General features: G+C 49.8%; 15 protein-coding genes. 10 read left to right on the plus strand and 5 right to left on the minus strand.

Features of this window, described 5'->3' with window-relative positions:
- Window positions 1-1,872: a peptidoglycan DD-metalloendopeptidase family protein gene (locus ACTHTS_RS03775; RefSeq protein ID WP_440369261.1), complete on the minus strand. Its 1,872-nt coding sequence runs from the start codon at window positions 1,870-1,872 to the stop codon at window positions 1-3.
- A gap of 173 nt (window positions 1,873-2,045) precedes the next feature.
- Here ACTHTS_RS03775 and ACTHTS_RS03780 point away from each other — a divergent pair, with 173 nt between their 5' ends.
- The 7 genes from ACTHTS_RS03780 (at window position 2,046) to ACTHTS_RS03810 (ending at window position 6,371) form a co-directional block, all read left to right on the plus strand.
- Complete coding sequence (locus tag ACTHTS_RS03780; RefSeq protein WP_049328632.1) at window positions 2,046-2,591, plus strand: CreA family protein; 546 nt, start codon at window positions 2,046-2,048, stop codon at window positions 2,589-2,591.
- 29 nt (window positions 2,592-2,620) lie between these two features.
- Window positions 2,621-3,169: a YqgE/AlgH family protein gene (locus ACTHTS_RS03785; RefSeq protein WP_003680465.1), complete on the plus strand. Its 549-nt coding sequence runs from the start codon at window positions 2,621-2,623 to the stop codon at window positions 3,167-3,169.
- Window positions 3,162-3,617 carry a Holliday junction resolvase RuvX gene (gene ruvX / locus ACTHTS_RS03790; RefSeq protein WP_070646771.1) on the plus strand — a complete coding sequence of 152 codons (456 nt, stop codon included), beginning with the start codon at window positions 3,162-3,164 and terminating at the stop codon, window positions 3,615-3,617. Before ACTHTS_RS03785 ends, ruvX begins: the two co-directional genes overlap by 8 nt.
- A gap of 162 nt (window positions 3,618-3,779) precedes the next feature.
- Window positions 3,780-4,202 (plus strand): YidB family protein, encoded by a 423-nt coding sequence (locus tag ACTHTS_RS03795; protein WP_070646772.1) that lies wholly within the window; start codon window positions 3,780-3,782, stop codon window positions 4,200-4,202.
- Window positions 4,203-4,351: 149 nt separating this feature from the next.
- Window positions 4,352-4,900: a carboxymuconolactone decarboxylase family protein gene (locus ACTHTS_RS03800; RefSeq protein ID WP_039862234.1), complete on the plus strand. Its 549-nt coding sequence runs from the start codon at window positions 4,352-4,354 to the stop codon at window positions 4,898-4,900.
- 124 nt (window positions 4,901-5,024) lie between these two features.
- Complete coding sequence (locus tag ACTHTS_RS03805; RefSeq protein WP_070646773.1) at window positions 5,025-6,116, plus strand: acyl-CoA dehydrogenase family protein; 1,092 nt, start codon at window positions 5,025-5,027, stop codon at window positions 6,114-6,116.
- Window positions 6,117-6,200: 84 nt separating this feature from the next.
- Window positions 6,201-6,371, plus strand: coding sequence for a rubredoxin (locus ACTHTS_RS03810; RefSeq protein ID WP_003747315.1), 171 nt, complete (start codon window positions 6,201-6,203; stop codon window positions 6,369-6,371).
- A 53-nt stretch (window positions 6,372-6,424) separates the two neighbouring features.
- On the opposite strand, the gene dapC is transcribed toward ACTHTS_RS03810, so the two are convergent.
- From dapC to ACTHTS_RS03830, 4 genes are all read right to left on the minus strand, one after another.
- Window positions 6,425-7,615, minus strand: a complete 1,191-nt coding sequence (gene dapC, locus ACTHTS_RS03815; protein ID WP_440369262.1) for a succinyldiaminopimelate transaminase — start codon at window positions 7,613-7,615, stop codon at window positions 6,425-6,427.
- A gap of 121 nt (window positions 7,616-7,736) precedes the next feature.
- Window positions 7,737-8,909 (minus strand): NAD(P)H-dependent flavin oxidoreductase, encoded by a 1,173-nt coding sequence (locus tag ACTHTS_RS03820; RefSeq protein WP_107867510.1) that lies wholly within the window; start codon window positions 8,907-8,909, stop codon window positions 7,737-7,739.
- 340 nt (window positions 8,910-9,249) lie between these two features.
- Window positions 9,250-9,930: an OmpA family protein gene (locus ACTHTS_RS03825; RefSeq protein WP_049328625.1), complete on the minus strand. Its 681-nt coding sequence runs from the start codon at window positions 9,928-9,930 to the stop codon at window positions 9,250-9,252.
- Between the two features lie 219 nt (window positions 9,931-10,149).
- Complete coding sequence (locus tag ACTHTS_RS03830; RefSeq protein ID WP_440369448.1) at window positions 10,150-11,025, minus strand: YoaK family protein; 876 nt, start codon at window positions 11,023-11,025, stop codon at window positions 10,150-10,152.
- Between the two features lie 161 nt (window positions 11,026-11,186).
- Between ACTHTS_RS03830 and ACTHTS_RS03835 the strand changes: the two genes are divergently transcribed.
- The 3 genes from ACTHTS_RS03835 (at window position 11,187) to ileS (ending at window position 15,557) form a co-directional block, all read left to right on the plus strand.
- Window positions 11,187-11,576: a hypothetical protein gene (locus ACTHTS_RS03835; RefSeq protein ID WP_440369263.1), complete on the plus strand. Its 390-nt coding sequence runs from the start codon at window positions 11,187-11,189 to the stop codon at window positions 11,574-11,576.
- Between the two features lie 123 nt (window positions 11,577-11,699).
- A complete protein-coding gene (gene ribF, locus ACTHTS_RS03840) occupies window positions 11,700-12,626 on the plus strand; it encodes a bifunctional riboflavin kinase/FAD synthetase (protein WP_070461603.1) in 927 nt (308 codons plus the stop codon).
- A 138-nt stretch (window positions 12,627-12,764) separates the two neighbouring features.
- Window positions 12,765-15,557, plus strand: coding sequence for an isoleucine--tRNA ligase (gene ileS / locus ACTHTS_RS03845; RefSeq protein ID WP_314511815.1), 2,793 nt, complete (start codon window positions 12,765-12,767; stop codon window positions 15,555-15,557).
- The last annotated feature ends 79 nt before the right edge of the window (window positions 15,558-15,636 follow it).

Below are 15,636 nucleotides of genomic sequence, written 5' to 3' on the forward strand. Positions count from 1 at the left end.
TCAGTTAATCCATGAAAGCGGATTCATGACTTGTCCGTTGTAGCGGACTTCAAGGTAAAGGCCGGTTTCGCCCGACGGCAAAGTGCCGCTGGTGCCAATTTTACTGCCGGCATTGACGGCGTAATTTTGGGCGATGTCGATTTCGCTCAGGCCGGAGTAAATGCTGACATAGCCGTCGCCGTGGTCGAGGACGACCACTTTGCCGTAGCCTTCAAGTTCGCCGGCAAAAGTAACCGTGCCTGAGGCAATGCTGCTGACCGGAGCAGGAACAGTATTGTAGAACACGCCTTTCCAAACTTCGCCATCGCCGCGGTCTTGACCAAACAGGCCCGCCAGTGTGCCGTTAACCGGTTTTTTCAGACGGCCTTGCATACGGCTGAAGCTGTTGGCGTTGCTGACGATAAAGCCTTGGGTGTTCGGGGCTTGCAGTTTCATGTCTTCGTCAGTCAGCGTGGACATGGCGGCGCGTTCGGCTTCGGCTTCGGCTTTTTGTTGGGCGGCAGCTTGCTCTTTGCGGGCTTTTTCGGCAGCAGCCAAACGGGCTTCGGCGGCTTTTTTACGCGCTTCGGCTTCGGCTTTGCGTTGCTCGGCTTTGCGTTTTTCCAAATCTTTCAAAAGATTGTTGAGGCGCTGCTCGTTTTCTCTGTGGTTGATTTTCTTTTGCGCTTCTTTGGCCATCTGCGCGTTTTGACGGCGGCTTTCGGCTTGTTCGGCGGTATTGGTTACGCCTTGTTGACGCAACGAGGCTTGAATATTGCCTTGCAGTTTTTTCAGGTAAGCCAATTCATTGTTGATTTTTTGCTCTTGCGCTGCCAGCTCTTTCTGTTGTTTTTCCAAGTCTCTCATGACTTGGTCGTTGGCGTCGTTGATATAACGCGTGTAACGCAGGAAGCGGGTTTTTTGACCGGCATCGGCGTTTTTCAGGAAGAGGGCAACCGCGTTGGGCTGGCTGTTTTTATAGTTGCCGGACACAAAGCGTGAAATTTGGGCGCGCGTATTGGAAACTTCTGCTTTCAACTGGTTGGCATCGGCATTGAGTTTTTGGAATTTTTCCCATGCGTCGCGTTGTTTGCGGTTGATGCCGGAGAGGTTGTTGCGTGTTTGTTGCAGCTGTTTGAGCGTGGCATTAACATGGATAATGAAACCCTCGTTGCGTTTGGCAAAGGATTTTTTGGTTTCCATGTCGTTGGAGGCGGCAGTTACGGCTGCTTTGAAATCGTTGTCGGCTGCAGAAGCGGCTTTAGGCTCAACTTTAGGCTCGGCTTTTTTGTTTTGCTCTTTGGCTTTTGTGTCTTTTTTAGCGTCTTTTTTGTCGTCAACAGCTTTTTTGGCAGGTTCTTTAGCTTCAGTCTTTTTGTCTTCGGCTGCTTTTTTTACTGGCTCTTTGGTTTTTTTGCCGTCTTTTTTATCCTCGGCCGCTTTTTTAGCAGGTTCTTTGGCTTTGCTGTCTTTTTTATCTTCAACAGGTTTCTTGTCTTGTTCTTTGGCTTTGCCGGATTTTGCGGCTGTGGCTTTTTTGTCTTTTGCTGTTTCTTTAGGTTCTTCGGCTTTACGGTTGGCCTTTTTATTGTCGGCTGAGGCCTCGGCAGCTTTAGCCGGTTTGTTTTTGGCTGAAGCGCGTTCGTTTTTGTCGGCGGTTTCCTTTTCTTTGGAGGCTTTGGCTTTAATTGCTTTTTTGTCTTCCTCTTTTTCTTTTACTGCTTGTTTTTTTGAGGTTTCTTTTTTTACATCTGCCTTAGCGGCTTCTTTCTCTTTTTTCACGGGCGCAGCCTTTTTGACGGCGGCCGCTTTTTCTTTCGGCGCGTCTTTGGCAGCATAGGTTGGCAGGGAGAAACTGAGCAACAGGGCGAGAATGAGGGGTTTGTAACGCATGGTTCGATCTTGCTATCAAAGTAGGAACAATAGGACGGATTATACTGTCTGTCAGGCCGTCTGAAAATAATATCGGGTTGCAATATGGACGAACGGTCTTATATAGTAACGATAGAGGAGGCGGACGGGGTTTAGTCTGCCTGGAAACTGACAGTCTGCATCGACGGGATATTATGAAAAAATATTTATTAGTAGTGTTGGGTGCCATGGTTTTGGCGGCTTGCGGTGACAATACCGATAAAATCGGACGCGCCAGTACGGTGTTTCATATGCTGGGTAAAAACGACCGTATTGAAGTGGAAGGTTTTGATGATCCTGATGTGCAGGGGGTTGCCTGCTATATTTCGTATGCGAAAAAAGGCGGTTTGAAAGAAACGGTCAATTTGGAAGAAGATGCCAGCGACGCATCGGTTTCCTGTGTACAAAGTGCGGAAGTCATCCGTTATAACGAGGCTGCGGTTTTGAAACCGCGACAAGTGTTCAAACGCAGTGCCAGCATAGCATTTAAGAGCCAACAGATTATCCGCTACTACGATCCGAAACGTAAGTCTTTTGCTTATTTGGTATACAGCGATAAAATCGTTCAAGGTTCGCCGAAAAACTCTTTGAGCGCGGTATCGTGTTTTGCCCATGCGAAAACCGATACGCCGGTACCGGCAGGCGGCGCGGTTTACGGTGCGTGCGTGGTGGACGCGCCGGTTGCCGACGGACAAAAATAATAAAATCAGCTTAATAGATTAAGAAGAATATGAATTTAGCCAACCATTTCCTGATTGCCATGCCTCATATGGACGATCCGTTTTTTACGGATACGGTCATTTATGTATGCGAACACGATGAAGAAGGTGCGCTGGGCATCGTCATCAACAAGCCTTCGCCGATTACCATGGACATGATTTTCGCCGCCGCCGACCGCAATATCCCATTGCGCCTGCAACATGAAAACGTGATGATGGGCGGGCCGGTTCAGATTGAGCGCGGCTATGTCGTGCATACGCCGATCGGTCGCTGGCAAAACAGCATGGTGGTAACTGATAATGTGGCGTTGACTTCTTCGCGCGATGTAATTGAAAACTTGTCTAAAGAAGGTGCGGTGGACAAGGCTTTGATCAGTATTGGTTATTCAAAATGGGGCAAAGGGCAGTTGGAGCGCGAGCTGGCAGAAAATGTTTGGTTGACCGTCCCTGCGGACGAGCATATTCTTTTTGATGTGCCATACGAACTTCGTTATGCCGCCGCTTTTGAAAAATTGGGCGTTAATCCGAACGCCTTGGTTTCAGGAGTCGGCCATGCCTGATGCACCAAAAGGCACGGTTTTGGCCTTTGACTTCGGCGAGGCGCGTATCGGCGTGGCGCAGGGCGATGCCGAGTTGGGCATGACCCATCCGCTGGCAACGGTAACCGGCAACAGCAATGATGAAAAATTCGAGGCCATTGCCAAGCTGGTCAAAGAATGGCAACCCAAGTATTTTGTGGTCGGCCTGCCGACGCATACCGACGGCACGGAGCATGAGCTGACCCGTTTGAGCCGCAAGTTTGGCCGCCGTTTGCACGGACGTTTTAATTTGCCGGTTTATTGGGTGGACGAAAGGATGTCTTCCCTATACGCGGAAAGCCTGCTTGCTGAAGCCCAAGTTTTTGGTCGAAAACAAAAATCCGTGCTTGACCAAGTAGCCGCACAGGCGATTTTGCAAGGCTTTTTTGAAGGTGGCGCGGCCGAGTTTTTCAATGGCCGCGAAGAATAGCGTTATTTATCATAAAGGCCGTCTGAAAATGGGTTTCAGACGGCCTTTGTTTTGTTACGGCTTTGGGATAAAAGAGGTTTAGTTTGGTTAAGCCTAATTTTTTCAGCACAAATTTTGCTACACTCCGTTTTCTTTTTTAGACACAAATACAAGGAAAAAGTTATGGCACTCATGGACAATCTTTTGAATGCGGCTACTCAAATGTTGGGTGGCAACAGCGAAAACGGCGCACAAGGTTCTCTGACCGATATGGCGATGGATTTGGTGAAACAGCAAGGCGGCGTGGGCAACCTGATCAACCAACTGCAACAAGGCGGTTTGGGCGATGCCCTGAGCAGCTGGATTTCCAACCAATCCAGCAACCTGCCTGTGTCCGGCAGCGACCTGCAAAATGCTTTGGGTAGCGATACGGTAAACCAAATCGCGCAAAAATTCGGCGTGGATGCCGGCCAAGCAGGCGATTTGTTGGCAAAAGTGTTGCCAGACTTGGTCGATAAAGCGACGCCTAACGGCACGGCTCAAGATGCGGATGGCTTCGGCTTGGACGACATCGCTTCTATGCTACTGAAAAACTTTATGAAATAATGAGTTGAATCATTTGATAAGGCCGTCTGAATCCGTTCAAACGGCCTTATAACTTTTGGTTCGCGGTAAATAACCAATAAGTCTTTTTCTGATGGAGACGGATGGCTTATGATGTGCACTTCATTTCACCAGATAAGAAGGTTATACACATGTCCCGCTTGACCATACACACAGTCGAAACCGCTCCTGAAGCCGCTAAACCACGCATTGAAGCCGTATTGAAAAACAACGGCTTTATTCCTAACCTGATCGGCGTTTTGGCCAATGCGCCTGAAGCTTTGGCGTTTTATCAAGAAGTTGGCAAGCTGAATGCGGCCAACAGCCTGACTGACGGCGAAGTCGAAGTTGTCCAAATTATCGCCGCCCGTACCAACGAATGCGGTTTCTGCGTTGCCGGCCACACTAAACTGGCTACCCTGAAAAAACTGTTGTCCGAACAATCCATCAAAGCCGCACGCGCGTTGGCTGCGGGTGAGTTTGACGATGCCAAACTGAGTGCTTTGGCGACATTCACCCAAGCCGTTATGGCGAAAAAAGGTGCGGTATCCGACGACGAGCTGAAAGCATTCTTCGATGCCGGTTACAACCAACAGCAAGCCGTTGAAGTAGTTATGGGCGTTGCTTTGGCAACCTTGTGCAACTACGTCAACAACCTTGCCAAAACTGAAATCAACCCTGAATTGCAGGCATTTGCCTAATCTCATCAAAGGCCGTCTGAAAATTCAGACGGCCTTTTAGTAAAAAGCAAGGATATCCTTGTTGCCAAGAATAATTCATGAGTAGAACCATCTACGCTTCAAACCTTATTCAGAGGAAAAAATCATGACACGCGAAGCTTTACTGAACAATGTTGCCGAACTTGTTAAAAACAAATTAAAACCATTGGTGGACGACATCGACCGCAAAGGTCTGTACCCGAAAGAATTTATGCTGGAATTGGGCAAAATCGGCGGTTTTGCCGCAACCGGTACGGTTGAAGAAGGCGGTAACGGTTTGGGTTTGGCAACGCAAATCGCCGTATTGCGCGAAATCGGTAAAGAATGCGGTGCGACTTCGTTCAGCGCATGGTGTCAGGCGGCTTGCGCGTGGTATCTGCATCAATCGCCCAACCAAGCGGTCAAAGACAAATACTTAGCCGATATTCTGCAGGGCAAAGTCTTGGCTGGTACGGGCATGTCCAATACCGTCAAACACCTTGCCGGTATTGAAAAACACAATCTGCAAGCCGAGCGCGTTGAAGGCGGCTACAAAGTCAACGGCGCTTTGCCTTGGGTATCCAATATCGGCGAAGACCACATTTGGGCGAATACCGCCCAAGTCGGCGACAGCTATGTGATGTTTATCACCGGCGGTCAATGGGAAGGCGTTACCCTGCAAGATTGCCCTGAGTTTTGCGGTTTGGAAGGCACGCGCACTTACAGCCTGAATTTTAAAGACGTGTTTATTCCCGATGAAGATGTGATTGCTTCGCCTGAGCAGTTCCAGTCTTATATTCCGACCATTAAAGCCGGTTTCATCTTGCTGCAAGTGGGTATCGGCGCCGGTGTGATTGACGGTGCGCTCGGCATTATCCGCATGGCCAACGTGGTAAACGCTGAAGTGAACGCTTACCTCGACCACAGCTACGATGATTTGAAAGCTGCGTTGGACGACGCATGGGTGGAAACCGAACGTCTTGCCGATGAGGCGTGGAACAACAAACCTGATACGCTGGCAACCTTGAAACTGCGTGAAGCGGCTGCCGTATTGGCATTGAACGCCACTCAATCTGCCGCATTGCATGCAGGCGCGAAAGGTTATCTGATGCGCAGTCCGGCGCAACGCCGCGTCCGCGAGGCCATGTTTGTCGCCATCGTAACACCGGCCATCAAACACCTACGCAAAGAAATCGCCGCTTTGGAAGCAGCGCAATAAATTCAAAATATCAACAATAAAACACACGAAAGGCCGTCTGAAAATACGGTTTCAGACGGCCTTTTAAAATAGAAGGAACACAAAATGGCTCAATATATGTGCGGCCCTTGCGGCTGGATTTACGATGAAGATGTCGGCGACCCCGAACACGGCCTGCCGGCAGGTACCAAGTTCGAAGACATCCCCGACGACTGGAAATGCCCTGAATGCGGCGTAGGTAAAGAAGATTTCTACCTTCTGGACTTCACCATATAAATTACCCGATTATTTAATAAAAAGGCCGTCTGAAATTTCAGACGGCCTTTGTTTTATCGGCGGTATAAAGCAACCATGGTTTCAGCCGCTTTAACACAGCTTTTTACATCGGCAACCAAAGCGATGCGGACGTAGCCTTCGCCCGGATTGCCTTGCTCGGTATCGCGGGCGAGGAAGCGGCCGGGCAACACTTGGATAGCGGCTTTCTGCCACAGGTTGCGCGTAAATGCCAAGTCGTCGCCATCGGGAACTTTCAGCCAAATGTAGAACGACGCGTCAGGCAGTTTGACATCGAATGCCTGTTGCAAAATCGGAATGACGCGGTCGAATTTTTCTTGGTAGAGGCGGCGGTTGGCAATGACGTGTTCTTCATCGTTCCAAGCGGCAATGCTGGCGCGTTGGACGGGAATGCTCATCGCGCTGCCGTGGTAGGTGCGGTAGAGCAGGAAGTTTTTGAGCAACTCGGCATCGCCTGCGACAAAGCCGGAACGCAAACCGGGGACGTTGGAGCGTTTGGACAGGCTGGTGAACATAATAATGTTGCGCGTGCCGCGTCCTAATTGCGCCGCAGCCTGCAGGCCGCCGATCGGCTTGTTGCCGTCAAAATAGATTTCGGAATAGCATTCGTCAGAGGCAATAACGAAGCCGTATTTGTCTTGCAAATCAAAAATTTCTTTCCAGTCTTCTAATTGCAGGACGCTGCCGCTCGGGTTGTTTGGCGAGCAGACAATCAGGACTTTGGTGCGTTGCCATACGTCTTCGGGCAGACTGCTCCAATTGGGGTTGAAGCTGGGTGCAGGGCAGTTGGCAAAATGGATTTCGCCGCCGCCCAAAATAGTCGCGCCTTCGTAAATTTGATAGAAAGGATTGGGGCTGATAACGACTGGTTTAGGGCCGTCTGAAGCTGGATTTAAAACGGTTTGGATAAAAGAGAACAAAGCTTCCCGGCTGCCCAATACGGGCAGGATTTCATTGTCGGGATTGAGGCTCAAACCATCATAACGGCGGGCAACCCATTCGGCGCAGGCTTGGCGCAGTTCGGGCAGGCCTGCGGTCAGCGGATATTTTTCCAGTTCGTGCAGGGAGGCGGTCAGTGCGTCGGTGATGACTTTGGGTGTCGGATGTTTCGGCTCGCCGATTTGCAGATGAATGGGCGTTACGCCCTCGGGTGCATCAATGCCTTGCATGGCTTCACGCAGGCGGGCGAAAGGATAGGGTTTGAGATGGTTTAATAATGGGTTCATGATGTTTCTGCCGATAAATTAAGGCAATAATCTTAGCATTTTTTAGATGAATTTGGACAAAAAGGCCGTCTGAAAACAGGGTTTAAATGTTTTTCAGACGGCCTTTTGAATATTGATGTGTTTATTTGGCAGGGATGACGGGCAGGGAACCGTTCAAGAGATAATGAATGGTTTCTTGAACCGTACGGATGGCGTTGCCAAAAGGCAGCGGGTCTTTACCACGGAAAAACAGGCCTTTATCGACTTCGCCGCGGAATGCCGCGGAAAGTTGGATGTCGATACAGAATTGACCGGCTTTGGCCAAACCGTCGCGCAAACCGCAGCTGGTCAGGCAGTTCAGGCCTTGTGTGCAACGGCGCGGATCGTTTTTGGCATTGGCTTGCAATTTGGCCTCGCGTTTGATGTAGTTGTCGAGGAATTTGGTGCGCACGCCGCGTGCAGGCAAACCGGCAACAGACATGAATTCAACCACTTTTTCGGTTTCCGCACCGGCCAGCGTTTTCTTGAAGTTGATGTGGGCATCGCCTTCTTCGGTTACGGCAAATGCGGTACCGATTTGAACGGCGGATGCGCCCCAGTTTTTCAAGGCTGTTTTGACTTTTTCAAAGTTTGCCATGCCGCCGGCGAGTACCAACGGGATTTTTTCGCTTTCCAAGCCCAAGTTTTTGAATACTTCAAACGTTTCTTCAATAACGCGTTTGAACTCGAATTTGGCATCGTTCACGCCGTCAACAGTTGCCGCACCCAAGTGGCCGGCTGCGTGGGCTGGGTGTTCGATAACGATGGCATCGGGCAAAATGCCTTTTTTCATCCAACGTTTCAAAACGATGTTGATGCCGCGTGATTCGGACAAGATAGGGAAAAGGGCGACATCTTTGTGGTAGCCCTCGGCCATTTCCGGCAGATCCAAAGGCAAGCCTGCGCCCATCACAATCGCGTCTGCGCCGGATTCGCAGGCTTGACGGACGTAGGCGGCATGGTCTTTTACGGCTTTCATGACGTTGACGGCAATCATGCCTTTGCCTTCTGAATCGGCTTTGGCTTTTTTGATTTCACGGTCAAGCGCGATGCAGTTGAGGCGGGTGTATTTTTCTTCGCTGGAGTCGATTTTTGATTCGGCCAGCAAATCTTCGTGCAAGTGGCGCAAATCGACGCTGGCGATGGTACCTACGCCGTTTTCGCGCGCAACCGCGCTGGAGAGTTTTGATGCGGAAACGCCTACACCCATACCGCCTTGTACAACGGGAATCAGTGATTTGCCACGGATAATCAATGGGTCAAAGTTGTTTTGCATGGATGCTCCTTCATAGATTCTGGATGGTGCCGTCTGAAATCCTATGAAATGGATTGGATAACGGACTGATGTGTATATAAATAAGTGTGTTTTTCGCCGCCGTTTTTCAGACGGCATGAGGCGTATTTTTAAAATTTTAGGAATTATACTCTAAGTTAGTGTAAAAATTAGAGTATTAATACAGTTTTTTTGAAGGAAAAATTGAAAAGTCTTGTTAATAAAGGAATAAATTTTATGATGGATTGGATTGAGGAGGAGAAATTGCAAACAAAATCTATAAAGAAAAAGGCCGTCTGAAATTTCAGACGGCCTTAAGTATGGGAATCGGACAGATGTCGGATTACATTTGTTTTTTAGCGGCATCAATGGCGCGTTGGTCAGGGTTGATCAAGATTTCAACGCGGCGGTTTTGTGCGCGGCCTTCAACAGTAGCGTTGGAAGCGATGGGTTGACGGGAGCCGTAACCGAAAGTGCTCAAACGGGTGCTGCTTACGCCACGGGATTGCAGGAAGGTAGCAACAGATTCGGCGCGGTTGCGAGACAATGGCTCGTTAATGGCGTCGTTACCGGTGTTGTCGGTGTGGCCGTTGATGGTCAAAGTCGTGTCAGGATATTGAACCAAAGTTTGCGCAGCGGCAGACAAGGCGCTTTGAGCATGGCCGCTCAAGGCAGCGCTGCCGGTAGCGAAGGTTACGTTTTCAGGCATAACCAGTTTGATTTGGTTGCCTTGACGTTCAACTTCGATGTTGGTGTTGGCCAGGCTTTGACGCAGTTTTTTCTCTTGGTAGTCCATGTAACCGCCGATACCGGCACCTACTGCACCACAAGCCAATGCGGAGTTACGCGCGCCTTTACCACCATGGGTCAGCGCACCAACGATGCCGCAAACAGCCGCACCGCCCAAACCATACATAGCGGTTTTGCTGGCAGATTGTTGGCCGGTAGCAGGATCGGTCACACAGCCGGTGAGTGCCAAAGGAATTGCAGTAGCAATAACGGTCAGGGGTTTCAAGAATTTCATGTCGTATCCTCTTTTTAGATGACGGCTCGGGCCGTCTGAAAAAAATGAATAAAAACCGCGTGGGTCATTACGGATTTATGATACCCAATATCCGAAACGCAAAAGAATGGGTTTAACTCGATATTACGAAAATATTTGCCAGTTAACATAATTCTGAAGCATTTCTGCATTTCTCCGACAGTTTGGTCATTTTACCGCGAAATAACAAGCAAAGTTTTTTTACAGTTTCTTCCGTTTTTTCTTTTTACGGCGATACCAGCTGACAAATGCCCATTTCAGTCTGACTTTAACATCGTATCCCACTGAGCCTGCGCCCAGTATGAACAAAACGGCGGAAACAGGCAGGGCGAAATGATGGCCAACCAGATGATAACCCCATGCGCCAACCACGCCGCCCAGCAAAAACGACAGCATCAAGCCGCTTAAAAGCCACATTTTCGGTTTGTTGACGCGGACGTGCGGCAGGCGCGGATGATGTTGTTTGGAGTAATAAAGCGCGCGTGAGATTTCAATGCCCAAGTCGGTCGCCGTACCGGTCATGTGGGTGGAGCGGATGGCGCCGCCGGAAAGAAGCGTGATAACAGTATTGTGCATACCCATAATAAAACACAATAAAAACAATGCCAAAGACGGCATAATAAAATTAGAGCCGCCAAAATCCCATTCCATCGCGGCAATACCGAACCAACCGAATATCAACAGATAAACTGCTTCCAGCCACATGGAAAATCCAAAGCTGCCACGGAAACGCATTTGCTGCGTCCACAAAATCACCCAGCCCGAATGCGCGGCTCCAGCAACAAAACATAACACGCTGATTGTGGCAATAATGGCCACACTCCACTCTTGAAGATACAAAACATCTGCCAACAGCGACATTGAGCCGGTAACGTGGGAGGTATAACGTGAGAATGCGAAGTAACCGCCGGCATTAATCGCTCCGGCAAGAAAGGCCATGATGTAGCCCAGCCGTCTGAAACGGGCATCGGAAATATTGTGTTCATGCAGGTACGGACGGTCTGCCTGCCAAAACGGCGGCGTGTGTTGCCTATGGTGGCGCGGTCGGTAAGAGTGGGGCCGTTTGTCGTCGTTCATTGATTTGAGGATAGGGGCGAGCATTTATACTGGGTGTATTTTATATGCAACTGCCTGTTGCCAAGAACAAATAATATAAAGTGTCCCCAAGTTGCCACACTTGCCCATTACAAGATGAAGGCGTACATTAATAGCCATATATGAGTATAAGGAAACATCCGATGAATCCTATCCGCCTGACCTTATTGATTAGTGCTGCCGCATTGCTTGCCGCCTGTGCCACTACGCCTGAGCAAAAAACCGCACGCGCCCAAGCGCAGAAACGCTATGAGCAGGATCTTCAAGTACATCTTGCCGCCCAATGCGATCAGGAAACTGCCGCGCTGATCCGCCGCAAATTTGACGAAGAAGGCAAACCCGGTGCCGCAACTGCGGAACAAAAAGCCTTCCGCCTCAAATATATCGACAAAGTTTCCGATCCGATGTTCCAGGCCTGCTACAAAATGGCATGGCAAAACTATATTTCCCAAGAACAGCTGCGCGAAGCCCGCTACTATCGCTATTACGATGATTGGGGCTATCCGTTTGGCCGTTATCCTTGGTGGTGGTAAGGTATTAACAAATTTTAGGGCCGTCTGAAAGCATATATTTATTGGTTTCAGACGGCCTAAGGTTTATTGAAACGGCAATAACGTTTACAATAGCCGCCTATTCAAACACAATACCTACCACCCATGAACATCTGGCTTGGACAGCGACACGCGCCCAAATTTCCGCAAGGAGCCGCCGTAACCATCGGCAACTTCGATGGCGTACACCTCGGGCACAAACACATTCTACAAAAACTCAAACGAGAGGCAGACCAGCGCGGTCTGCCTGTTGTCGTTGTTGTTTTTGAGCCTCAGCCCAAAGAATTTTTTGCGCGCAAAGCCGGGAAAAAGCTGCCTTACCGCATCAGCCCGCTGCGTACCAAATTGCGCCTTTTGCGTGAAACCGGCTGTGTGGATGCCGTTTGGGTCTTGCGTTTCAACCAAGCTTTCTCCGATATGAGCGCACAAGCGTTTATCGACCAGCTTTTGCGCCAAACGCTCAACACGCGTTATTTGTTGATTGGCGACGATTTCCGTTTCGGTGCCGGCCGTGAAGGCTGTTTTGAACTCTTGGCTCAACAGCCCGATATGCAAACCGAGCGCACGCCGTCTGTTATCGTTGAAGACATCCGCACCAGCAGTACCGCCGTCCGCCAAGCCCTTTCAGACGGCAAGTTGGAATACGCCAAAAGACTGTTGGGCCATGATTACGTTTTAAGCGGAAAGGTCAAACATGGACAAAAACTCGGCCGCACCATCAACGCGCCTACCGCCAATGTCCAGCTTCCCCCGTATCATTATGCGCTAAGCGGCGTATTTGTCGTTGAAGCAGACGGCACATTCGGTACGCGCCGAGGCGTGGCCAGCTTTGGTTTTAACCCCACTGTCAGCAACAATCGTTCGCAAAAGTTGGAAGTCCACCTGTTCGATTTCAACGGCGATTTGTACGGACAACGCATCTTCGTCCGCTTCCTGCACAAACTGCGTGATGAGAAAAAATTTGAGAGTATCGAGGCATTGAAAACCCAAATTTTGCAAGATATGGAAGATGCGAGGGTTTGGGAAGCATAGAAACGCTTCTAGAAGCTTATAAAATCAAGACAATTGGGCTACAATAAGTCCTTTGAATTTTTTCAGACGGCCTGTTCTTTTCAAAATGAGCAATCAGGCCGTCTGAAACCGAAATACCGCAACAATAGAGATCAAAAAATGACCGATTACAGTAAAACCGTAAACCTGCTCGAGAGCCCATTTCCAATGCGCGGCAATCTCGCCAAGCGCGAGCCTGCATGGCTGAAAAGCTGGTACGAGCAAAAACGCTACCAAAAACTGCGCGAAATCGCCAAAGGCCGTCCGAAATTTATTCTGCACGACGGCCCTCCGTATGCCAACGGCGACATCCACATCGGTCATGCCGTCAATAAAATTCTCAAAGACATCATTATCCGCAGCAAAACCCAAGCCGGTTTTGACGCGCCTTATGTACCGGGTTGGGACTGCCACGGTTTGCCTATCGAAGTGATGGTGGAAAAACTGCACGGCAAAGACATGCCTAAAGCCCGTTTCCGCGAATTGTGCCGCGAATACGCTGCCGAACAGATTGCACGTCAGAAAAAAGATTTTATCCGCTTGGGCGTGCTGGGCGACTGGGACAATCCTTACCTGACCATGGATTTCAAAACCGAAGCCGATACCGTTCGTATGCTCGGCGAAATCTACAAATCCGGCTATCTCTACCGTGGCGCGAAACCTGTTCAATTCTGCTTGGACTGCGGCTCTTCATTGGCCGAAGCCGAAGTGGAATATAAAGACAAAGTATCGCCTGCGATTGACGTTGCCTATCCGTTTAAAGACACCGCCGCGCTTGCCGCCGCATTCGGTTTGTCCGGTATCGAAGGCAAAGCGTTTGCCGTCATCTGGACAACCACGCCTTGGACTTTGCCTGCGAGCCAAGCTGTTTCAGCTGGCGCAGACGTGGTGTATCAATTGATTGATACGCCTAAAGGCAAATTGGTATTGGCCAAAGATTTGGCAGAAGACGCGCTCAAACGCTACGGCTTCGCTTCAGACGACCTGAAAGTATTGGCAGAAACCACAGGCGACAAGCTGGAAAACCTGCACATGAATCATCCGTTCCTCGAGCGCGATATTCCCATGCTCAACGGCGACCATGTGACCACCGATGCCGGTACCGGCTTGGTGCATACTGCGCCTGCTCATGGTTTGGAAGACTACGCTGTCTGCAACAAATACGGCATCGAGCTTTACAACCCTGTCAACGCCGAAGGCAAATACATCAGTGAAACCCCGCGTGTTGCCGGCATGAGCGTTTGGGAAGCCAATCCCGTCATCCTGCAATGGTTGGAAGAAACCGGCAACCTTTTGGCAAGCAGCAAAATCGAACACAGCTACGCACACTGCTGGCGTCACAAAACGCCGTTGATTTACCGCGCGACAGGTCAATGGTTTGTCGGTATGGACAAAGCAGGTGCAGATGGTAAAACCCTGCGCGACAAAGCCATCAAAGCCGTTGATGACACCGAATTCTTCCCATCATGGGGTCGTGCGCGTTTAGAAGCCATGATTGAAGGCCGTCCTGACTGGGTGGTTTCACGCCAACGCTATTGGGGCACGCCGATGACTTTCTTTGTTCACAAAGAGACCGGTGAATTACATCCGAACTCTGCCGAGTTGTTGGAAAAAGTTGCCCAAAAAATCGAAGAAAAAGGCATCGAAGCGTGGTTCTCTCTTGATAAGAGCGAACTCTTGAGCGCGGAAGATTGCGAAAATTACGACAAACTTTCCGACACGATGGACGTGTGGTTCGACTCAGGCTCGACCCATTATTCCGTCTTGAAACAACGCGAAGAATTGGAATGGCCGGCTGACTTGTACCTCGAAGGCAGCGACCAACACCGCGGCTGGTTCCAATCCTCCATGTTGACCGGTTGCGCCTCATCAATGGGTCGTGCACCATACAAACAGCTGTTGACCCACGGTTTTGTGGTTGACCAAAACGGCCGCAAAATGTCGAAATCCATCGGCAACGTTGTTGCACCGCAAGAAGTTTACAACGAATTCGGCGCAGATATCCTGCGCCTGTGGGCGGCATCTACCGATTACAGCGGCGAATTGGCGATTTCCAAAGAAATCCTCAAACGCGTTACCGAAAGCTACCGCCGTATCCGCAATACTTTGAGCTTCCTGTTTGCCAACCTCAGCGACTTCAATCCTATTGAAGATGCCGTGCAACAGGCAGACATGGTGGAAATCGACCGCTATGCTTTAGTATTGGCACGTCAGCTGCAAGAGCGTCTGGCTGGCGACTTCTATCCTCGCTATGCCTTCCACTTTGCTGTAAAAGACATTGTTTCTTTCTGCTCGGAAGATTTGGGCGCGTTCTATCTCGACATCCTGAAAGACCGCCTCTATACCACCAAAGCCGACAGCCATGCACGCCGCAGTGCGCAAACTGCCCTGTATCACATCACACGCAGTTTGGTTCTGCTGATTGCGCCGATTTTGTGCTTTACCGGAGAGGAAGCATGGGACATCATCGGTGGTGGAGAAGAAGACAGCGTCCTCTTCCACACATGGCATGAATTCCCATCTATCAATGAAAAAGCCGAAGCTGAATTGGTGAAAAAATGGACGGCAATCCGCGAAGCACGCGAAGCGGTAACTGCTGCCATCGAGCCTTTACGTACGGATAAAACCGTCGGTTCTTCATTGCAAGCCGAAACCGAAATTACGGCTCCGGAAGAAATTGCCGACTATCTGAACACTTTGGGCGAAGAATTGCGTTTTGCTTTGCTGGTGTCTAAAGCTGAAGTGAAAGTAGGTAATGAACTTGCTGTAACCGCTAAAGCCAGCGATGGTGAAAAATGCGAACGCTGCTGGCACTACACCCACGATGTAGGTGCAGTTGCAGGCCATGAAACCATCTGTAAACGTTGTGCCGACAACGTTGACGGTAAAGGCGAAGACAGACATTACGCTTAATTGTTTGGTCTAAGATAAAGGCCGTCTGAAAACTTTGGTAATAGGTTTTCAGACGGCCTTCAGCTATTCTATTGCTAAG

The organism is Neisseria sp. P0019.S003, assembly GCF_051957115.1.
Lineage (GTDB): Bacteria > Pseudomonadota > Gammaproteobacteria > Burkholderiales > Neisseriaceae > Neisseria > Neisseria flavescens_D.